Raw genomic sequence first — 21,456 nt, 5'->3', positions numbered from 1 at the left:
CAACCTCCATCAAACAAACAATTTTCTTACAGACTCGTAATATTCATCCTGGGTTTTTAGGAGTTTTTCAAAATCGATCTTCAGGCATCCATCTATTACATCACTGCTATAAACACCGCCACTTCTAAACTCTTCAAGCAGTTTTTTTACTGCATCAAAAGAAAACATCTCTCTGTAGGGTCTATCCTGCAAGACAGCCGCAACAACACTTGCCAAAGACAAAACCTGTTGTTCTATCGAAGCTTTTGCTTTGCAGGGATATCCACTGCCTGATGCGTTTTCATGGTGAGAATAAACAAGCTCAGCCTCTTTTTTAAATCCAAGCGTATTTAAAATCCTTTTTGCGTTTGTTGTGTGTGATTTAACCACTTCATAGTCAATTTGATCTAAACTCTCAAAACCAAACAGATCAAACGGGATTACAAGATTACCCACATGAGACAATAGCGCTGCAGTTTCAAGGATTTTTATATCAACACCCAAAAGATAACCTATATTAACGGCAATATTTTTCATCAATACAGAATAGTTATCAAAAAACGGTTGAATACTATCACTGACAAAGGCAAGTGTGTATATGGCAGCTTTTCTTAGCTTTTCATCAATATCATCATCTTCTATTGAATTAATAATGTCTTTTAGCTCAAAATCCAGGTTCTCCTCAACTAACCCAAACCAGAAACACTCCTTTCCAACAACTGCCTCTAAAGCTTTAACGGCATCCTCATCAAACAGCTCCCTCTTTGATGCTATAAAATCAAACAGTTCATCATAGGCAAACGGATTTGTAAGGCTTCTGTAAAGAATCTCTAAATTATCCGCCAAAAACAGTATATTGCCCAATGTGGAATGGTTTAGCTCGCTTTTTGTATGGTGGGTTGAGATAGCCAAAGAAACATCTAAATGAAGGTTAAAAAATCGTGCTATCTTTGAACCAATAATTGCGTGTTTTTGCAGATCCTCAAATTCGTTGTAGGCGATATTTCTAAACACCTCAATGCGTGTTGCATCATTGATTATGCCTATATCATGAATTAGCCCGGCCTGCAGAATAAGTTTTTTTCCAAATTCATCAAAACCCATCTGATCTGCAATTTTATAGGCGATAAAGGCAACGCGCCTTTGATGGAACGAATCGTTTGACTCAATCGAATCAAAAAGCTTTGATATACCCCATAAAAACTCCAAAACCTTCATACAAACCTCCGACAAAAAATATAGCAGAGTAAACCAAAACTTGCAAATCGAGAATAAATTGATAATCTTATTCAATTGAGTGGGGAGGTTTTATGGCAAAGGTAGCGATTGTAGGCAAACCCAATGTTGGCAAATCCACGCTTTTTAATCTACTTGTTAGAAAAAACAAAAGCTTGATTTTAGATATAGCAGGCACAACAAGAGACCGTATCTTTGAATATGGTGATATTCTTGGCAAAAATGTTCTGTTTATCGACACAGGCGGTTTTGAAAATGAAGGTGATTTTGCATCGCTTATTAACGAACAGGTAAAACTTGCAATAGACTCAAGCGATGTTGTGGTGATCGTTTTTGACCTGACCACACCTGTATCAATAGTAGATGAAAAATTATACGATTATGTATTAAAATCAAAAAAACCGTTCATCGTTGTTGCAAATAAAAGCGATATAAAAAATCAGGAGTTTGAAGCAGAGTATTATAAGTTTGGCGATATTTTAAAAATTTCTGCTGCACATAGAAGAAACATCAATCTACTAAAAGAAAAAATAGCCAATATTATCAAAGAGGATGAAAAGCAAAAGAGGTGTGATGCAAGGGTAGCAATAGTCGGTAGATCAAATGTGGGCAAATCCTCATTAATCAACGCTATATTAAAACAGCAAAGAAGCGTTGTAAGTGAAAAGATTGGCACAACCACCGATTCAATAGACACACCATTTGAATTTGAAAACCATTGTTTGATGCTTGTTGATACGGCAGGCATCAGAAGAAAGTCAAAAACAAAACATTCGCTGGATAAATTAGCAAGCATATTTTCCATTTTTGCCATAGACAGAAGCGATATCTGCGTGCTTGTTGTGGATGCAAAAGAGGGGCTAACAAGCACAGACAGACAGATCGCATCGATGATTGTTGAAAAACACAAGGGTTTAATTATAGCATTGAATAAATGGGATTTGATAGAAAACACAACATTAGCTGAATATGAAAAGGTTATAAAGCAACACTTCCCTTTGATTGGTTTTGCACATTTTGTGGCAATTTCGGCTTTAGAGGGCAAAAATATTAAAAAGCTGCTTAAAAAAATTATCCATACACATAAAATTTGCTCAAAAAGAATCCCCACTCACGATCTAAATGAAAAGCTTTATTCAATTATCAAAGAAAACGCACCATTTTCAAAGAAAGGCAAAGAGGTAAAGCTAAAATACATGACTCAGGTTGAAACAAACCCTCCGCATTTTGTAATATTTACAAACAGGGCTGATGAGATTGAGGAAAACTACAAAAGGTATGTTAGAAACAGCCTTTATAAGCTTTACAACTTCAAAGGCTGTTCGATCAAAATAAGTTTTAAGGATGAAAAAGATGGATGAGATAATTCAAAGAATTCTAAAAAACTACCCAGAGCCAAAACTTGAGCTTAACTTTAACAATCCATTTGAGCTGCTTGTTGCATTGATTCTTTCTGCCCGCTGTACAGACAAAAGAACAAATATCATTACTGAAAAACTCTTCAAAATCTACCCAACAGCAAAAGAAATGGCAAATGCAGAATTCGATGATCTAAACAACCTCATCTCATCATGCAGTATGCACAACACAAAGGCTAAAAATCTGATAGCCTTAAGTAAAGCACTGTGTGAAAAACACAACTGCGAGGTTCCAGATAGCTTTGAAAATTTGGTAAAACTGCCAGGGGTTGGGGCAAAAACGGCAAATATCCTGCTTGCATTTGGTTTTGGTAAACCTGCCGTTGGTGTTGATACACATGTTGCAAGGGTTGCATATAGAATCGGCTTAAGTGAGAACAAAAAACCTGAAATTGTTGAGGATGCCATAAAACAAACAGTTAATAAGGAAAACCGGGTGGCTTTTTTTAGTGGTCTAATTCTTCATGGCAGGCACATCTGCAAGGCAAAAAAACCACTCTGTGACAAATGCTTTTTAAACGACATATGCCCCAGAAGAATCGATTAATCAAAAAAGAAGGTTTTAATTACTGCTTTCTAAATGATGCCTGCAAAAGCTGCAGGGCATTTTGCTGCATCGGCGATGGTTATGTGTTTATTGATGATGAAGATATAGAAAACCTGTGTGAGTTTTTAAACATTTCAAAAGAGCAGTTTATAAAACTCTACACACGCAAAATAAACAATAAACTTGCATTAATAGACCTTGTTATAAAAAAGGAAAAACGGTGTGTATTTTTGGATGATAACTACCGCTGCGAGGTGTATAAGGCAAGACCAAAACAGTGTAAAGCATTTCCCTTCTGGGAGTCGATGAAAAATATGGGTGTTGATCAGGCAAAAAAACTCTGCAGGGGCGTTGTAAAATGTTAGTCGAGCAGATCAATCAAACAATTCAACTAACACAAGCAAAAAAAATTCATCTAAAGATAGGCGATATTGTAAAAGCCTCTGTTATATCAAAAAAGGGCAACAGATATATACTTAAAATAAAATCTGAGCTTTTTGAGGCTATATCAAAAATACCTCTAAAGGATAGCGTCTTGCTTGAGGTTAAGCAACTCTCACCAGAAATTGTTTTAAAAATCGTAAATCCACAGATAGAGACAGTGGAGTTTATAAAAAAAGCCCCTGCCTACTTAGATGAGCCTTCTTTAATATTGAAAGGATTGCTGCCCAAACTAAGCAATGCAATTAAAGAAAAAAATATAACAACGATACTATCAATACTAATTGAGCTTGAAAAAATCTCTCCGCCCAACTTAAAGGAAAAACTCAACAAACTACAAAAAGAGCTTATAGATAATAAATTTGATGAGAGCAAACTAAAGGAGATCTTAGATAAGCTAAAAAGCTTTCATCAGGAAAAAGACTTAAGTGAAAAACTTATAGGAAAATTCAAGCAAATCTTTAAACATTACATCGACCAGCAAACAAATACCTTTATACTTGTGCCATTAATCATAAACAACAAAGAAGAAAAACTTTACATAAAAAAGGAATCACATAAACACAACTCAAAAAAAGAGGTAAAAATAAGAGTCTTTATCGACCATTCTTTTTGGGGCTTTATCCAGATAGATGCATTGAGTATTGATAATAAGATATTTTGCAATCTAAGTTTTGAGAAGAAAACAACATTTACAAAGGCTTTACAAAAGCAGGATGAGCTCAACCAACTGCTTGGCGACAACATAGAGGTTTCAGTCCAGATGCTTGAAAAAAAACCTGTTATGGTTAACAAGCACCTCAATCTAAAAATTTAGATTTTATCTTGCCTGGGATATAAAATTATGCTAACCTTAGCCAGAAAAACTTAAAAAGAGGGGTGAGTTTGATGAAAAAGGGTATCCATCCTAAATACGAGCTTACAACGATTAGATGCGCTTGCGGCAACGAAATCGTAACAAGATCCACTGTTGCTAATCTGACCGTGCAGGTCTGCTCGAAATGCCATCCTTTCTTTACAGGCAAACAAAAGATAGTGGATGAGACAGGAAGGGTTGAGAAGTTCAATAGAAAATATAAAAGAAACAGAGCAAACTAAATTCGGAGGTATATAAATGGACGGCAAAAGCGATACCTTCAATATCGATAAGGAGCTGGATTTAAGGTACAAAGAAGCTGGAGAGATATCAACAACGGTTATAGATGCTCTGAAAGAGACAGAACAGGGGCATTATATGCTTGTTTATGTAAATAACTACGATGACATCTCAACCGTAGCAAAAGCGGCATTCTCAGCCAAAGCCACCGTTGACAATGTATTAAAGAAAAACGAGAACGACTGGGTGGTAATGGTTAAAAATGAGGTGCCCGTAGCTCAAGCTGGATAGAGCGTAAGACTCCGGATCTTAAGGTTGGGGGTTCAAATCCCCCCGGGTACGCCATGATAAGAAGTATCGGGGAAATAATCGAGAGAGATTTAAGGGAGATAGAGCCGTTTGGGAGGTTGATTTTTAGTAGTGATATTTATGCACTTCTAAGCCATATCGTAGGTAAAGGTATTGTAAAACACTTAAAGGTATTAGGTTTTAAAAACAACACAATAATTATCGGCACACCCAATCCGGTTTTCAGTCAGGAACTATCGTTTATGAAAGATACAATTATTGAAAGGATTAATCAGTTTTTTGAAAGGGAAGTTGTTAAAAATATCATTTTCAAAGAGGTTTACTGATGGATGAGAAAGAGACATCCCAAAGCCAGGAGGAAACAAAAAAGATTTCAGAGAAAACCTGGGAGGATGATGACTGGTTAGACGATCCAAGCGGCATCTCCCCGGGTTGTTAAAAATTTACAACACAGAAAGGAACAGTTAGGTGAATAGGTTTAAAAAAAGTATAAAAGGTGGGGTTTGGTTTTTAATACTGACAGGTGTATTGGCAATAAGCAGCTGTTCATCAAACAAAAAGATAGTGCCTCATGAGGTATTAAAACCTGCATATACATGGTACAACGATGGTATTCAGGCATACATCAACCACGACTACGAAGATGCTGAGCATGACCTATTGATGATAAGCGCCCAGCATCCAGGTTCAATCTATGCTAAAAAGGCAGCTTTGATATTGGGAGATGTTTATTTTTCAAAAGGCAACTATATTTTAGCAAGGGATTATTACAGAAGGTTTATAAAGCTGTACCCAGACAGCCAGCAGGTTGTGTATGCAAAATATAAAATTGCCTTAAGCTACTACAAAAGCAGAAACAGTTATAAATGTGACGCCACTCCTTTAAGAGAAGCTATAAAAGAGTTTCTTGAATTGCAGAGGCAGTATCCCAACAATCCATTTGCAAACAAAATAAATTACTATCTGGCAAAAAGTGTTGAGGAGTTGTATAAACACGAGCTTTTTGTGGCAAAGTTTTATGCAGACTTAGATGAATTTAACGCAGCAAAAAATAGACTAAATTATATGTATAAACACTTCAGGGGCGTAAATTTTAACGATGAGATGCTATATTTGATGGGCAAAGTGTATTTTGCTCTAAACAGAAAACAGCAGGCAGAAGCGTTTTTGAATGAGCTGATAAAAAAATACCCATACAGTCAATATGCCGATGAGGCAAAAAAGCTTATAAATGAGATCAAAGCTTCTAAGTAGCATAATAGATATCATAGAAAATTCTCAACAGATCTGGGAACCATCATGTGATATATATGAGAAGGATAACTTTATAGTCTGCGAGCTTGATATTCCAGGACTTGATATAAACACACTCAGTATTAATATTTACAATGCAACTACGGTTGTTATTTTAGGTAAAAAAAGTTCTATCAATCCTAAAAAAGCCGTTTATCTAAGGGCAGAGCGAATCTTTGGACAGTTTAAAAAAACAATTGAGTTTAACTGCTGTATAAAAGGGACAAAAACAATAGAATATGCTGAAGGGATTTTGAAAATAACATTTTACAAGAGGTGATTTATGGAGCAAGAAGTAGAAAAAAATGACATTATGCAACTACCAGATACCCTGCCTGTGCTTGCATTGAGAGATATGGTGGTTTTTCCATATATGATTATTCCGCTTTTTGTTGGTAGAGACTTTTCCATCAAAGCGATAGATGAAGCGCTTTCAAAAGATAGGATCATCGTTACATTAACCCAGAAAAAGCCGGATATAAACGAGCCAACCGCAAACGACCTCTACCATACAGGCACAGCCTGCTTGATTTTAAGAATGCTTAAAATGCCAGATGGCAGGGTAAAGATACTGGTTCAGGGCTTAAAAAAGGTAAAGGTTAAAGCATTCAAGCAGTTTGAGCCATTCATAGAGGCTGAAATTGAGGAAAAAACAGATCAGCTACCTTTGATCGAATATGAAGAGATGGAAACAGAAGCCCTTATGAGGGCAATTAAGGATCAACTGCAACAGCTGAGCGCCTATAACAAAAATATTCCATCGGATATCGTTGTTATTGCAAACAACATAGAAGAACCGGATAAATTTGCCGATATTATAGCAAGCAACATTCAATTAAAAACGATCGTGGCTCAACAGCTACTTGAAATCTCGGATGTAAAAGAAAAACTTAGAAAACTCAACGAGATACTGGATAAAGAGCTCCAGCTACTGGCACTTCAGGCAAAAATCCAGAATCAGGCAAAAGAGGAAATCTCAAAGACGCAGAAGGAATACTTCCTGCGCGAGCAGATGAAGGCAATCAGAAAAGAATTGGGAGAAAGTGATATCTCCGATGAAATAGAGGAATTAAAGGAAAAAATCAAAAACGCAAAAATGCCCAAAATAGCAAGAAAAGAGGCTGAAAAGCAGCTCTCAAGGCTTGCAAAGATGCATCCAGACTCAGCAGAGGCCAATGTTATAAGAACATATCTTGACTGGATGATTGCAATGCCGTGGAGTAAACGCTCAGCAGAGAAAATCAACATCAAAGAGGTAGAGAAAATACTCAATGAAGACCACTACGACATAGAAGAGGCAAAAACACGCATACTGGAGTATCTATCTGTCAAAAAACTTAAAAAAGATATGAAAGGGCCTATTCTATGTTTTGTTGGACCACCAGGTGTTGGCAAAACCTCGCTTGCAAAATCTATAGCAAGGGCAATAAACAGAAAACTTGTAAGAATATCGCTTGGTGGTGTAAGGGATGAGGCAGAGATCAGGGGACACAGAAGAACATATGTAGGGGCACTCCCCGGTCGCATCATTCAGGGATTAAAACAGGCCGGTGTTAAGAATCCTGTGTTTGTGCTTGATGAGATCGATAAACTCAGCAGAGACTTCAGCGGCGATCCTGCAAGTGCTTTATTGGAGGCATTAGACCCAGAACAAAATAGCGAGTTTGAAGACCATTACTTAGGTGTGCCGTTTGACCTATCAGAGGTGTTTTTTATCACAACAGCCAATACAACAGAAACCATACCCCCTCCCTTGCTTGACAGGATGGAGGTTATAAGGCTATCTGGATATACGGTTGAGGAAAAGATAAAGATAGCAAAGAAATACATAATACCACGGCAGATTAAAGAGCACGGCCTTGAAAACCACATAATAAAATTCACCGATACGGCAATCAGAAAAATCATAGAAAACTACACCCGTGAGGCAGGCGTTAGAAATTTAGAAAAAACCATATCAAAGGTTCTAAGAAAGATAGCGCGAAAGATAGCCGAAGGCTCAAAGGAAACCTACTTCAATATCACAGCAAATAATCTGCAAAAATACCTGGGCGTTCCACCGTTTAATGTTGAAGAAAAACTGGATAAAGACTATGTAGGTATAGCAACAGGCCTTGCCTGGACTCCCGTGGGAGGCTCTATCCTGTTTATCGAGGTATCCAAAGTAAAAGGCAACGGCAAACTACTTCTTACAGGCTCTTTAGGTGATGTGATGAAGGAATCTGCACAGGCTGCATTAACATTTGCAAGAAGCAGATATGAGATGCTGGGGCTTGAGGAAGATTTTCATGAAAAATACGACCTACATATACATGTACCGGAAGGCGCAACACCAAAAGATGGACCCAGCGCAGGCATAACCATAGCAACAGCCATTATTTCATGTCTTACAGGCATACCGGTAAAACACACAGTTGCCATGACAGGCGAGATTACCCTGACAGGCAGGGTTTTGCCTATTGGGGGATTAAAGGAGAAAACACTGGCAGCATTAAGGGCCGGTATAAACGATATAATAATACCCTATGATAACAAAAAGGATGCAATTGAGGTGCAGAATCAGATAAAATCAAAGAAACTCAAGTATCACTTTGTAAAAAATATGGAAGAGGTGCTTGCTAAAGCACTCTCAAAACCACTAAAGTGAACTTTGAAACCTATTTAGCCTTAAAATACATAAAATCTACAAAGGGAAAGGAGAAGTTTATCTCCTTCTCCTCCTTTATATCGATGGCAGGTATAGCAATAGGTGTTGCCGCTTTGATCATCGTTATGGGGGTAATGAATGGCTTTGATAACGAGCTTGAAAAAAAGATTGTTGATGTTAACCCCCATATCGTTATAAAGAATGTCAGGGGTGTTTTTGATTACAATAAAGCATTAATCAATAAAATATCTCACACAAAAGGTATAAAAACAGCAACGGGCGTTTTGATAACACAGGGAATGATTACAGGCGGCGGTGCCTCTATGGGCGTTGTGATAAACGGTATAGATGTTAAACAAAACCCGATAAAACGCTATATCATTTACGGCAGACTAAAAAACAAAGGTGTTATACTTGGATATGAGCTGTCAAAAATTTTAGGCATTGGCGTGGGTGGCAGTGTAAGGATTATTCTACCCTTTGGAAAAACCACACCGTTTGGCTTTGCGCCACTTTCATTCAAAGAAACAGTAACAGGATTGTTCAAAAGCGGTATGTATGATTACGATGCAAGCTTTGTTTATATACCGCTTGAGGAAATCTGGAGCAAAACTGATCTAAAAAACAAGATAAACACTATAGCCGTGGAATTAAAAGACCCTTTTAAAGCAAAACAGATAGCAGAAGAACTTACAGCCAGGCTGCCTGCCAATTTTTATGCATCAAGCTGGATAGAGCTGAACAGCAACTTCTTCACTGCACTCAAACTTGAAAAGGCCGCAATGTTTATAATCCTGATGCTTATAATCATTGTTGCATCGTTTAACATAACAAGCTCTCTTGTTATGCTTGTGCTGCAGAAAACCCGTGATATAGCTGTTTTAAGAAGCCTTGGCGCAACAGGTAGAAACATAAGAAATATATTTATAAAGCAGTCTGCAATCATAGGCACAATAGGAATAATTGCCGGAGATATCTTAGGCATCACACTTTCCATTCTTTTAAAGAAATACCACTTCATTAAACTACCAAGTAGCGTTTACTATATAACAACAATTCCGGTTGATCTAAATCCCATATACATCGTTTTTACAACCCTGTTAGCCTTCATACTTGTTATTGCCTCAAGCATCTATCCTGCAACAAAAGCCTCAAAACTAAACATAATAGAGGTTTTAAGGCAGTGAATCTAATAGAAGCAAAGGGAATTTATAAGTCCTTCAAAAGTGGCCAGGAAACAATAGAGGTTTTGAAAAGTATCAACTTGGAGATTAAAAAGAGTCAGATGGTCGCCCTGATGGGGGTTTCAGGTAGTGGCAAAAGCACACTTCTGCATATCTTAGGACTTTTAAGTGCTCCAGATAGCGGTGAAGTGATATTTTCAGGCAGCAAAATAGATTTTACCAGCGAAGAAAACTTAGCATTATTCAGAAACAAGCATATAGGCTTTGTGTTTCAATTTTACTCCTTGCTTGGTGAGCTGACGATTTTAGAAAATATCATGTTGCCCTCACTAATTGCAAAAAAATCGGATAAAACAAAGGCTTTAGAGCTTTTAAATCTTGTGGGCTTTCCACAAAATAGAGCAAATAATTATCCATCTATGCTTTCTGGCGGTCAGTTGCAGAGGATAGCTTTGGCAAGAGCTTTAATAAACAGCCCGGATATAGTTATAGCCGATGAGCCTACCGCTAATCTTGACAAAAACAGCTCAATAGATATAGTTAAAGCTATGAGATCAATCAATAAAGAAAATGGACAAACCTTTTTAATAGCCACACACAGCAGCGAGGTAGCAGACTACTGCGATAAGGTGTTAGTAATATCTGGAGGTCAGGTTAGTGAAAAAAATTAGTTTTTTTATAATATTTTTTATCTTTTTAGCCACAACTGTCTCTGCAACCCCCATCGTTTCAATAAAAATAGAAGGAACGCTAAGAACAGATAAGGCAACAATCAAAAGCGTGATAAAAACGAAAATTGGCAGTGAATTTTCTCCCAAACAGATAGATAAAGACATTTTGAACATCTACAGATTAGGGTTTTATCAAACTGTTGAGGCGGATGCAGAAGAAACAAAGGGTGGATATATCCTGACATACAAAGTAAAAGAAAAACCCTCCATAAGATACATTTTATTTGAGGGAAATAGCGAAATATCCGATAAAAAGCTCCAGAAAGCCTTAAAAATCAAACCTTACAATATCCTCAACAAAAAGCTTATCGAAGAAACCATAGCAAACATTATGGGCATGTATGCATCAAAAGGGATGTATCTTACAAATATCTCATATACGCTAAAAAAACAGCCCAATAACCGCGTGGATATTATTTTTCATATAAAGGAGAGCAAAGAAACAGTCATAAGAGACATAAATATCATTGGAAATAAGCATATTTCAACAGATGACCTTGAGGATGGGCTCAAAAACCATGTTAAAAAAGGACCCTATATTTTGACATTTCTACCGTGGTTTTATACGGGAAAATTAAGAATTGATGCCTTAGAAAGCGACAGACAAAAAATCATCGATAAATATTTAGCAAAGGGCTATTTAGATGTGGATGTTTCAGAGCCGCTTGTGACTGTAGAACCCGATACAGGCAATATCCATATCGATATCTCCATAAAAGAAGGCAAGCAATACACCTTAAAATCTATCAAGTTAAAAAATATAAAGCCATTGAGCAAAAAGAAGGTTTTAGCAACATTAGATCTTGAGAAAAACAAACCACTTAACATGGTAAAACTCAGAAAGGCCATACAGAAGCTAACAGACGACTATGGTGATTTTGGTTATGCATTTGCCGATATTAACCCCATCATAAAAAAGGACAAAAAACACCATACGGTTGATTTGACTTTAAGTGTGGATAAAGGTAAAAAGGTTTACATATCAAGAATTGTTATAAAAGGCAATGTAAGAACGCATGATAATGTCATAAGAAGGGAGTTGCTGCTTAGAGAGGGTAGTCTCTATTCAACATCAAAAATTCAACGATCAAAAAATAATCTGATTAACTTGCAGTATTTCAAGAATGTCAAAATCCAGACAAAGAGGGTTGGTAAAAATAAGGTCAAAATGATAGTAAGTGTTGAAGAAAAAAGAACAGGTATGCTGACCATTGGAGCGGGTTATGGCACATATACAAAGTTTTCTGCAATGGGTTCTGTATCCGAAACAAACCTATTCGGCACAGGCATCCGCGGAAAGTTATCAGCCAGTATTTCATCAAGAGAAACACTTTACAATCTAAACTTAGAAAATCCCTGGTGGCACAACAGACCCATAGCGATAGGCATAAACATATATCATGATGAGTTCACTGCATACGACTATAAACAAAAGAAAACTGGCTTTGCTCCGTATATTGCAAAAAGGTTTTACGATCAAACTTTGACTCTGGGCATTAGATACTCATTTACTCACAGCAAAATTACATTAGATACAGATAATCCCGGCTACTTCTTAGAACAGGAAAAAGGTATTCATACAGACAGTTCTCTTATACCCTTTGTTAACTATTCAACTCTGGACAACACGGTATTTCCCACATCAGGTATAAATGCAAACTATACATTTAGATTTGCTGGGCTGGGCGGCGATAGAAGATATATAAAAAGCGTTTTATTTGCAGAATATTTTCATCCCCTGCCGCTTGATTTAATTGGTCATGTTAAAGGGGAAATTGGTGCAGCAAAAGGATTATCAGGAAAGGATGTGCCTATAACCCAGAGATTTTATTTGGGTGGTATAGATGATTTAAGGGGTTTTGAAACAGCAAGGGTTTCTCCAAAAGATGCAGAAGGTAATCTTATAGGCGGCAAAACAGAGGCGTTTGGTTCGGCTGAAGTCATTTTCCCTATTTTTAGTTCCCTGCACTTCTATGGAGTTTTATTTGCGGATGCGGGAAATACATGGCTTAGTCATTTAAAATTTAGCGATTTAAAAAAGGATGCGGGTGTTGAGATAAGATGGATATCACCAATTGGACCTGTTAGAATCTCATGGGGTAAAAACCTTTCACCAAAAGACGGCGAAAAGAGCAGTGTATTTCTATTTTCATTTGGAACATTATTTTAAATACAATTTTGAGGAGGTTTTATGAAAAAACTTACTATTGCATTAGTGGCATTATTCGTGGTGGCTATTTCCTACAACGCATTTGCATCAACAATAGCTGTGGTAAACCTACAAAAGATTTTACAGGAAAGCAAAGAAGGCAAAGAAGCAAAACAAACCATACAGACACTAATAGAAGCCAAAAAAATAGTTATCAAAAACAAAACAGAGACACTAAAAAAACTTGCCGCTAAACTTAAAAATTCAAAACTACCAAAAAAGGAGAAAGACAAACTCCAGAAAGAATATTACACAAAATTAAACCTCTTGCAGCAATATCAGGCAAATGCATCAGAAGAGGTAAGGCAGAAAGAAATTCAGGAAACAAACAAGATTCTATCAAGAGCTATAAAACTTATTAAAACATACGCACAGAAACATAAAATTGATGCAGTTTTTGAAATAAGCCAGGGCAATGTAGTTTACTGGAACGACGCTTTAGATATCACCCAAACAATTATAAAAGAGATGGATAATTCAAAAACCAAGAAAAAATGAAGATAGAAGAGATTGCAAAGCTACTAAACTGTAGCTACATAAAACGATTTGAAGTCGATATAGACAGCCTGGCGCCGATAGAGAAAGCTCAAAAAAATACACTCTCTTTTCTTTCAAATCCAAAATATGAAAAATATCTAAAAACCACTAAAGCCGGCTGTATCATTGCTCCAAAATCTATAGATCCAGATAAATACAAAAATCTCAACTTAGTTATATGCGATGACCCATATCTTGCCTTTGCTGTGCTTTTGCGTCACTTCTATCTACCAAAACCACCTTCCCCAAAGATAGATAAAACAGACATAATAGGCGAAAATTCATCTATAGACGAAACGGCGCATATAGAAGAGTATGTTGTTATAGGAAATAATGTGAAAATCGGCAAGCATACACGCATCATGCCGTTTGTGTATATTGGCGATAATGTAGTAATAAAAGATAATTGCCTAATCTACCCTAATGTTGTTATAAGAGAAAACTGCGTTGTGGGTAATAATGTTATCATTCATGCAGGCAGCGTAATAGGTAGCGATGGCTTCGGTTATGCCAAAACGCAAGAAGGCAGGCATTTAAAAATACCGCAAATCGGTAATGTCGTAATAGAGGACGATGTGGAGATAGGAGCCAACGTCACAATTGATAGAGCAGCACTTGAAAGCACCATTATCAAAAAGGGCACAAAGATCGATAACCTGGTTCAGATAGCACACAATGTTGAGATCGGCGAAAACTCCATAATTATTGCTCAAACCGGTATTTCTGGCTCAACAAAAATAGGCAACAATGTAATATTAGCAGGTCAGACAGGCATTGCAGGTCATCTAAAAATTGCCGATAACACTATCATTACGGCAAAATCGGGCATAGGCACAAGCATAAAAAAGGCAGGCATCTACAGCGGAATTCCTGCATACGATCACAACTTGTGGCTAAAGTCATCGGCAATTATGCCAAAACTATACGAAATGTATAAAAAAATTAAAGAACTTTCAAAAACCATAGAGGAGCTAAAGGATGCTATCGATAGAAAAGATTAAAGAAATACTACCCCATAGGTTTCCCTTTTTGCTTGTGGATAGGGTTTTGGAATATGAAAAGGGCAACTACATAAAAACACTTAAAAATGTTACAATCAACGAACCGTTTTTTATGGGTCATTTTCCCCAGACATCTGTAATGCCTGGCGTGTTAATCGTTGAGGCTATGGCACAAAGCGGCGGTATTTTAGCTTTTCTGTCTATGGATGAGGAGGAGTTTAAACGCTCAATAAACGGCAAACGAATGGTGTATTTTTTAGAGATTGAAAAGGCAAGGTTCAGAAAACCCGTTATTCCTGGCGATCAACTCATTATGGAGGTAAGAATTCTAAAACACAAGCTGGATGTATGGAAACTTGAAGGCAAAGCCTTTGTTGATGGAAAATTGGCAGCTGAGGCAAAAATGGCAGCAAAGGTTGATAGAGAAAAGGAGAATGGCTAATGGGCATCCAAATCCATCCAACGGCTATTATAGAAGACAATGTCGAGTTGGGTGAAAATGTAAAAATAGGCCCCAATGTTAATATAAAAAGCCAGGTTGTCATCGGCGATAATACCACAATTGAAGCAAATGCATATATAGGCTCATATACAAAAATCGGAAAAAACTGCAGGATATTTCCATCGGCTGTAGTTGGCACAATACCTCAGGATCTGAAATTCAAAGGTGAATTCAGCCAGCTTATAATAGGCGACAATACAACAATCAGAGAATTCTGTATGATCAACAGAGGCACAAAAGGTGGTGGAGGCATAACAAAAATCGGCAGCAACACATTGATTATGGCATATGTGCATATAGCCCATGATTGCATAATAGGCAATAGCGTCATAATAGCCAATGCCGTTCAGTTTGCGGGTCATGTTGTTGTGGAAGATAACGCCGTTATAGGAGGTATGAGCGCCATCCATCAATTCGTTCGCATAGGCAAGTTTGCCATGATTGGTGGAATGAGCGGTGTTGCTCTCGATGTAGCTCCCTTTTGTCTTGCAAACGGAAACAGAGCCACGCTGCATGGATTAAACCTTATAGGCTTAAAAAGAAACGGTTTTTCACATGAAGAGATCGAGCGATTGAAAGAGGCATACAAAACCATTTTTAAAAGTAAACTCACATTTCAAGAGGCCTACGAAAAGCTAAAAAACAGCCCTTCTGTCAATGTTATTCACATGATAGAGTTCTTGAAAGCCTCAAGCAGGGGTTTCTGCAGGGATAGATGAACGCAATTATTATAACTGGTGAACGCTCAGCAGAAAATTACGCATCCCTTCTTATAGATCACATAAAAAAAATTGCATCCGATATTAATTTTTACAGCGTATGTTCATATATTATTTCAAACAAGACAACAAAGGTAGGGGATTACACCAATATTTCAGTAATAGGCATAAAAGAGGCAAAAAATGTTTTAAAAGAAGCCTTAAAACTTCAGCATACTGTCAAAAAGACGATAAAGGAAAAAAACATAAAACTTGTTATATTGATAGACTTTCCAGAGTTCAATATGCCGATTGCTAAATTCTCAAAAAAATTGGGTGCAAAGGTTGTTTATTACATAACACCGCAGGTGTGGGCATGGCGCAGATATAGAACAAAAAAGCTTGATTTATACACTGACCTTATTATACCGATACTGCCGTTTGAGCGATGTTTTTTAAATCTCAACAATATAGATAAAAACAAAATCGCTTACTTTGGCCATCCATTGGTGGACCTGCTTTATGAAAAAGTAGGCAAACACAAAAAGGAAAATGTGATCCTCATTATGCCTGGCTCACGAAACAGCGAGATTTTGTTTCATGCAGAAGTGATGCTTAAGGCTGCTGAGATTATAAAAAAACAGACAGACAGGTTTGATTTTGTATGGGTTTATCCAGAGCATCTAAATACAGAAAACATAAAACATCTAACAGAAAAATATGAATTCGTAAATATCAAACGCGATCCTCATATCTGGATGGATAAGGCATACTTTGGTATTCTAAAAAGCGGCACAACAACACTTGAAGCAGCACTGTTTGGATTACCGATGGTTGTTGCATACAGGGTAAGCAATATAAGCTATAGAGTTGGAAAAATGCTTATAAAAAACATAAAGTTTATCTCACTTCCCAACCTAATCCTAAACAAACCGATCGTAAAGGAGCTTCTGCAGGATGAATTTAACGAGCATAATATTGCAGATGCTTTCTTTGAAATTTACCACGACAAATCTGCATACAAAAAGATGCAGGAAAACCTAAAAAACATTTCTACGGCACTTGGTGAGTATCCAATAACCCCAAAAATAGCTAAAGCGATTGTAGAAATCCTATGAAATTTAAAGCATGGCTTATCTATACGATATTAAAACTCTATGCAAAAACGCTAAAAATCGAAATAGAGGAAACACAGTTATCAAAAGAGGCAAAAGAACCTGTGGTTTTTGCATTCTGGCATGAGATAATTCTATTTTTGCCGTTTGCATACAAAAGAAAAAGAACACTTAAAGTGCTCCAAAGTCCACATAAAGATGGGCAGCTTGCAAGTATGATTATAAATAGATTTGGCCTAAGAACAATCTGGGGCTCAAGCAGTCGGGAACCTGTAAAGGCGTTAAAATTGATGATTAAAGAATTAAAAAACGGTTTTAACATAGCAATAACGCCTGACGGGCCAAAAGGCCCCCCAAAAACACTAAAGGGAGGGGTTTTAGAAATAGCATATTTAACAAAATCACCTATAATTCCTGTAAGCGGTGAGTTTTCAAGCTTTATAAGGATAAATAGCTGGGATAAAATGATTATCCCAAAACCATTTTCAAAAGTAAAATTTATTTTTAAAGACCCCATCTATGTAGAAAAAAAGGGTGAGTTTGATAAAAAAAGAAAACTACTTGAAGAGGCACTTGATGGACCTTAAAAAGGCAAAACAGCTCCAGAAATACCTAAAACCTGTTCTAATTCCCTTCTCTTTGGGTTATGGGGCAATAGTTAATGCAAAAGAACTCTATTTTTCTCACATACATACAAAAAAACGGGAATTCAAAAATATTAAAGTTATAGGCGTGGGCAACATAGCAGTAGGAGGCGTCGGCAAAACACCGTTTGTTATTGAACTTGCAAAAAAGCTCAAGCGATTTGGGCGCGTATGTATAATCACAAACAACTATCCACTGAAAGAAAAAAGGGTGATGCTTGTAAGCCTTGATGGTAATATATTCAAAAAACCACCGGAAGTAAACGATGAATCCTACATGATTGCAAAAAAGGTACCCTGCAGTGTTATTGCATCAAAAAACCGCACAGCAGCTATAGAGCTTGCCTTAGCATTAAATGCAAAATTCGTTATCCTTGATGATGCCCTGCATCTAAGGACAATAAAAAAGGACGTTGAGATATGCCTTCTAAAGGCAGACAAACCCTTCGAGGATGGATTTTATCTGCCAGCGGGTCTTATCAGAGACTCAAAGCTTGCCCTGAAGCGGTGCAACTTTACGATATGTGTTAATAAAACAGATCAAAAAATTCAACCACAGTTAGACTGCCTTGAGGCAAAAATTAAGATAAAAGGCGTTTTTGATAGAAATCTAAAACCGATTGATATAAAAGATAAAGAGGTGGTTGCCTTCTGCGGCATAGCAGATCCACAATCTTTTCTTCTCACACTAAAAAAATTAGGGGCAAATGTGGTTTATTTTGAGGAGTTTGAAGACCACCATTTTTATACGCTTAAAGATATAGAGCAGCTAAAATCTATAGCGCAAGAAAAGCTACTCATAACAACCTACAAGGATTTTGTGAAATTGGAAGAGGAGAAACTCAATATAGGTTTTATTGATATAGAACTCAAAATAGAAAATATAGACGCTATCATAGAGGCTATTGCATGAAAAAAGAAATATTTAAACGGATGATTTTATACTTAAAACCCTACTACAAAAGACTCCTGTTTGCCTTTGTATGCATGGTTTTGGTTGGTGCATTATCCGGTCTTGCAGCATACCTGATAAAACCAGCGTTAGACGATATTTTTATATCAAAAAACAAAAAAATGCTTATGCTTCTGCCTGTTGCCATTATGGCAACATACTTTTTCAAGGGTCTGTTTACATATCTTCAGGGCTACCAAACCCACTACATAGCAGAAAAGATTCTGTTTAACATCAGAAATCAGTTATTTGATCACATCATTTATCTGCCAACAAAGTTTTTTGATAAATTCCATACAGGCGAAATCATGTCTCGCCTTCTAAACGATACAGAGCAGATGCAAAACTCAATCGCCAATGTCATACCAAATACAATAAGAGAGATTTTTACGATACTGGGTCTTCTTGTTGTTTTGTATGTTAACAACTACAAATTAGCATTCATTGCGACGGTTGTTTTCCCTATTGCTGCATATCCTGTTATCCATTTTGGCCGTAAAATGAAAAGAATCGGTAAAAAAAGACAGATTTCTATAGCAAACATAACAACGATTATTCAGGAAGCTTTAACCAATATTCGCCTTATTAAGGCATTTGCAACAGAAGTAAAAGAGGTTCATAGATTTTTAAAGGAAAGCGACAGGTTTTTAAATATAAAACTCGAGGCTATCAAAATCGATGAAGCAACAAGCCCGCTTATGGAGTTTATAGGCTCAGTTGGCATAGGCATCTTGATCTGGGTGGGCGGATGGATTGTTTTCAAAGGCATGCTCAGCGTTGGTGGATTTTTTTCATTTATGGCAGCCCTATTCATGCTTTATAAACCCTTCAAAACCGTTGCAAAGGCAAATAACGAAATCAACACATCGCTTGCCTCTGTTGAAAGGATCTTTGAAATCATTGACATGGAGAAGGAAAAATATCAGGGCAGCAGACCATTTGAGGGCATAAAAGAAAAAATTGTATTTGATCATGTCTATTTCTCATACTCAAACGACGAAAACTATGCTTTGAAGGATATAAATCTTTTAATTAAAGCAAAAAGTGTTGTGGCTTTTGTTGGTGAAAGCGGCGGAGGTAAATCAACAATCCTTGAGCTTATACCGCGATTTTACGATCCCACAAAGGGCAAAATCCTGTTTGATGATATAGATATTAAAGAATTTGACCTAAAAAGCCTGCGCAGAAGAATAGCCATTGTCTCACAGCGCGTGTTGTTGTTTAACAGAAGCGTAAAAGAAAACATAGCATACGGAAGGGAAAATCTATCAGACGAGGAGATTATTAAAGCGGCTAAAGATGCTTATGCTCACGATTTTATCATGAAATTAAAGGAAGGCTACGACACAAATCTTGGTGAGCAGGGCGTGATACTATCAGGGGGAGAGGCTCAAAGAATTGCCATAGCAAGGGCAATTGTGAAAGACCCCGACATATTGATTTTAGATGAGGCAACAAGCGCACTGGATTTAGAAAGCGAGCAGATCGTTCAAAAAGCCCTAAACAACCTGATGAAAAACAGAACCGTCTTGATGGCAGCACACAGAATCTCAACAGCCGTAAATGCCGATATGATAGTGGTTGTAAAAAACGGCACAATATTAGATAAAGGCAAACACAACGAGCTTTTAGATAGATGTGAGTACTACAGAAAACTCTACAGGCTTCAGGTTTCAGATGGTCTGGATCTATAATTTTATTATCCTGATTCTATTAATTTTAGCCCTGCCCTTAATCCTTTTAAAATCACTAACAGACAGGCGACTGAGGTTTAAATTAAAAGAAAGGTTTTTTCCAAAACCAATAGAGGAGTCTGACTACATTCTTCTTCACGGCTCAAGCTTCGGTGAGCTAAAAACATTGATCGCTGTATCTGACAAAATAAAACAAGAGTTAAAAAAACCACTCATATTCAGTGCATTTACAGATACAGGCTTTAAGGCTGCAGAAGATAAAAAAACCGTTATTATGCCCATAGACCTCTTATTACTTTACAAAAAACTGTTTAAGCATACCCCATCACTTGCCATATTTTTTGAAACTGAGATATGGCCATCCTACATAGCTTATTTAAAAAAAAGAGGCACCAAACTTATACTGTTAAATGCACGTATGAGTAGCTCTACATTTAAACACTACAAACGCTTCTGTTTTCTTTTTAAACCTATAATTCAAAGGTTTGACCTCATTGTTGCAAAATCTATCACAGATGCAAAACGATATAGATATTTCAGTGATAGAGTTATTGTTTGCGGCAACATAAAGCGATTCAAAAAACCACTAAAATTTGATAAATCTGCTCTTCTAAAAACATTTAAAATCCACTCAGAAAAACCCATTCTAACACTTGCAAGCTTTCATGTAGAAGAGATAGATTTAGCTATCTCAATTATCGAACGCTTCAAAAATGAATACTTTATTGTTCTTGCACCAAGACATATAAATCTCGCCCATCAATTCATAGATAGACTGAAAAAGAATAAAATAGAATTCAGCCTGCGCACTTCCAATAATTCAGCAAAAAATCTGCTTTTACTTGATACTTTAGGGGAACTTGAAAAAATTTATGCAATTAGCAAGGTTACTATCATTGGAGGTAGTTTCTATCCATCACTGAAAGGCCATAATCCGATTGAGCCTGCTATTTACAAAAATACCGTAATCTGTGGACCTTATATGGAAAGTTTTTTTGAGGATGTAGATTATCTAAAACAGCTGAACCTCATCTGTCAGGCAAAAGAGCCTTATTTAGAGCAAATAGAAAACTGCATAAAAATCCAACAAACAAACAATGAGAGCTACTTAAAGTTCATCGATGGATTGCAATATATATTAAACTGTCATCTATTTAATACAAAAAAAGCTTCTAATCAAAATTAAACAATACTTTTTTACTTGACTTTAATAAAGATTTAAT

At 36.8% G+C, this 21,456-nt stretch carries 23 protein-coding genes and 1 tRNA gene; 23 read left to right on the top strand and 1 reads right to left on the bottom strand.

What is annotated here, in order from left to right:
* Positions 1 to 9: 9 nt before the first annotated feature.
* Positions 10 to 1,197 carry an HD-GYP domain-containing protein gene (locus tag EK17_RS01025; RefSeq protein WP_035586733.1) on the bottom strand — a complete coding sequence of 396 codons (1,188 nt, stop codon included), beginning with the start codon at positions 1,195 to 1,197 and terminating at the stop codon, positions 10 to 12.
* Between the two features lie 92 nt (positions 1,198 to 1,289).
* On the opposite strand from EK17_RS01025, the gene der reads away from it, so the two are divergent.
* The 23 genes from der to EK17_RS00915 all read left to right on the top strand — a co-directional run bounded on the left by der (position 1,290) and on the right by EK17_RS00915 (position 21,419).
* Complete coding sequence (der, locus tag EK17_RS01020; RefSeq protein ID WP_035586730.1) at positions 1,290 to 2,576, top strand: ribosome biogenesis GTPase Der; 1,287 nt, start codon at positions 1,290 to 1,292, stop codon at positions 2,574 to 2,576.
* Entirely contained in the window at positions 2,569 to 3,180 is a 612-nt protein-coding gene (gene nth, locus EK17_RS01015) for an endonuclease III (protein ID WP_051904333.1), read from the top strand. The genes der and nth overlap by 8 nt, the downstream gene beginning before the upstream one ends.
* The gene (locus EK17_RS01010; RefSeq protein ID WP_035587065.1) at positions 3,159 to 3,545 is read left to right on the top strand and encodes a YkgJ family cysteine cluster protein; all 387 of its coding nucleotides are present in this window, start codon (positions 3,159 to 3,161) and stop codon (positions 3,543 to 3,545) included. The genes nth and EK17_RS01010 overlap by 22 nt, the downstream gene beginning before the upstream one ends.
* Positions 3,539 to 4,438: a hypothetical protein gene (locus EK17_RS01005; RefSeq protein WP_035586727.1), complete on the top strand. Its 900-nt coding sequence runs from the start codon at positions 3,539 to 3,541 to the stop codon at positions 4,436 to 4,438. The genes EK17_RS01010 and EK17_RS01005 overlap by 7 nt, the downstream gene beginning before the upstream one ends.
* A 71-nt stretch (positions 4,439 to 4,509) precedes the next feature.
* Positions 4,510 to 4,719, top strand: a complete 210-nt coding sequence (gene rpmE, locus EK17_RS01000; RefSeq protein ID WP_035586724.1) for a 50S ribosomal protein L31 — start codon at positions 4,510 to 4,512, stop codon at positions 4,717 to 4,719.
* 16 nt (positions 4,720 to 4,735) lie between these two features.
* Entirely contained in the window at positions 4,736 to 5,008 is a 273-nt protein-coding gene (locus EK17_RS09215) for a hypothetical protein (protein WP_084675036.1), read from the top strand.
* Positions 4,985 to 5,062 (top strand) — tRNA-Arg (locus tag EK17_RS00995). The genes EK17_RS09215 and EK17_RS00995 overlap by 24 nt, the downstream gene beginning before the upstream one ends.
* Positions 5,062 to 5,352, top strand: a complete 291-nt coding sequence (locus tag EK17_RS09210) for a DUF721 domain-containing protein (protein WP_084675035.1) — start codon at positions 5,062 to 5,064, stop codon at positions 5,350 to 5,352. Before EK17_RS00995 ends, EK17_RS09210 begins: the two co-directional genes overlap by 1 nt.
* A 142-nt stretch (positions 5,353 to 5,494) precedes the next feature.
* The gene (locus EK17_RS08875; RefSeq protein ID WP_051904331.1) at positions 5,495 to 6,280 is read left to right on the top strand and encodes an outer membrane protein assembly factor BamD; all 786 of its coding nucleotides are present in this window, start codon (positions 5,495 to 5,497) and stop codon (positions 6,278 to 6,280) included.
* Entirely contained in the window at positions 6,258 to 6,599 is a 342-nt protein-coding gene (locus EK17_RS00980; RefSeq protein WP_035586719.1) for an Hsp20/alpha crystallin family protein, read from the top strand. The genes EK17_RS08875 and EK17_RS00980 overlap by 23 nt, the downstream gene beginning before the upstream one ends.
* Before the next feature lie 3 nt (positions 6,600 to 6,602).
* The gene (gene lon, locus EK17_RS00975; RefSeq protein ID WP_035586717.1) at positions 6,603 to 8,966 is read left to right on the top strand and encodes an endopeptidase La; all 2,364 of its coding nucleotides are present in this window, start codon (positions 6,603 to 6,605) and stop codon (positions 8,964 to 8,966) included.
* Positions 8,963 to 10,153, top strand: a complete 1,191-nt coding sequence (locus EK17_RS00970) for an ABC transporter permease (RefSeq protein ID WP_035586714.1) — start codon at positions 8,963 to 8,965, stop codon at positions 10,151 to 10,153. The genes lon and EK17_RS00970 overlap by 4 nt, the downstream gene beginning before the upstream one ends.
* Positions 10,150 to 10,821 carry an ABC transporter ATP-binding protein gene (locus EK17_RS00965; protein ID WP_035586711.1) on the top strand — a complete coding sequence of 224 codons (672 nt, stop codon included), beginning with the start codon at positions 10,150 to 10,152 and terminating at the stop codon, positions 10,819 to 10,821. Before EK17_RS00970 ends, EK17_RS00965 begins: the two co-directional genes overlap by 4 nt.
* The gene (gene bamA, locus EK17_RS00960) at positions 10,808 to 13,051 is read left to right on the top strand and encodes an outer membrane protein assembly factor BamA (RefSeq protein ID WP_035586709.1); all 2,244 of its coding nucleotides are present in this window, start codon (positions 10,808 to 10,810) and stop codon (positions 13,049 to 13,051) included. The genes EK17_RS00965 and bamA overlap by 14 nt, the downstream gene beginning before the upstream one ends.
* Before the next feature lie 21 nt (positions 13,052 to 13,072).
* Positions 13,073 to 13,588, top strand: a complete 516-nt coding sequence (locus EK17_RS00955) for an OmpH family outer membrane protein (protein ID WP_035586707.1) — start codon at positions 13,073 to 13,075, stop codon at positions 13,586 to 13,588.
* Complete coding sequence (gene lpxD / locus EK17_RS00950; RefSeq protein WP_035586705.1) at positions 13,585 to 14,628, top strand: UDP-3-O-(3-hydroxymyristoyl)glucosamine N-acyltransferase; 1,044 nt, start codon at positions 13,585 to 13,587, stop codon at positions 14,626 to 14,628. The genes EK17_RS00955 and lpxD overlap by 4 nt, the downstream gene beginning before the upstream one ends.
* Complete coding sequence (gene fabZ, locus EK17_RS00945; RefSeq protein WP_035586702.1) at positions 14,606 to 15,070, top strand: 3-hydroxyacyl-ACP dehydratase FabZ; 465 nt, start codon at positions 14,606 to 14,608, stop codon at positions 15,068 to 15,070. Before lpxD ends, fabZ begins: the two co-directional genes overlap by 23 nt.
* Positions 15,070 to 15,849 carry an acyl-ACP--UDP-N-acetylglucosamine O-acyltransferase gene (gene lpxA / locus EK17_RS00940; RefSeq protein WP_035586701.1) on the top strand — a complete coding sequence of 260 codons (780 nt, stop codon included), beginning with the start codon at positions 15,070 to 15,072 and terminating at the stop codon, positions 15,847 to 15,849. The genes fabZ and lpxA overlap by 1 nt, the downstream gene beginning before the upstream one ends.
* Complete coding sequence (lpxB, locus tag EK17_RS00935) at positions 15,846 to 16,946, top strand: lipid-A-disaccharide synthase (RefSeq protein WP_035586698.1); 1,101 nt, start codon at positions 15,846 to 15,848, stop codon at positions 16,944 to 16,946. The genes lpxA and lpxB overlap by 4 nt, the downstream gene beginning before the upstream one ends.
* A complete protein-coding gene (locus EK17_RS00930) occupies positions 16,943 to 17,530 on the top strand; it encodes a lysophospholipid acyltransferase family protein (protein WP_035586697.1) in 588 nt (195 codons plus the stop codon). Before lpxB ends, EK17_RS00930 begins: the two co-directional genes overlap by 4 nt.
* Complete coding sequence (gene lpxK, locus EK17_RS00925) at positions 17,520 to 18,500, top strand: tetraacyldisaccharide 4'-kinase (RefSeq protein WP_035586696.1); 981 nt, start codon at positions 17,520 to 17,522, stop codon at positions 18,498 to 18,500. The genes EK17_RS00930 and lpxK overlap by 11 nt, the downstream gene beginning before the upstream one ends.
* Positions 18,497 to 20,233 carry an ABC transporter ATP-binding protein gene (locus tag EK17_RS00920; RefSeq protein ID WP_035586692.1) on the top strand — a complete coding sequence of 579 codons (1,737 nt, stop codon included), beginning with the start codon at positions 18,497 to 18,499 and terminating at the stop codon, positions 20,231 to 20,233. Before lpxK ends, EK17_RS00920 begins: the two co-directional genes overlap by 4 nt.
* Positions 20,178 to 21,419 (top strand): 3-deoxy-D-manno-octulosonic acid transferase, encoded by a 1,242-nt coding sequence (locus EK17_RS00915; protein ID WP_156957491.1) that lies wholly within the window; start codon positions 20,178 to 20,180, stop codon positions 21,417 to 21,419. The genes EK17_RS00920 and EK17_RS00915 overlap by 56 nt, the downstream gene beginning before the upstream one ends.
* Positions 21,420 to 21,456 lie beyond the last annotated feature (37 nt).

The sequence above is a fragment of the Hippea jasoniae genome (assembly GCF_000744435.1).
Lineage (GTDB): Bacteria > Campylobacterota_A > Desulfurellia > Desulfurellales > Hippeaceae > Hippea > Hippea jasoniae.
The sequence above is the reverse complement of the archived record's forward strand: the minus strand, read 5'-3'. Positions and strand labels throughout refer to the sequence as shown.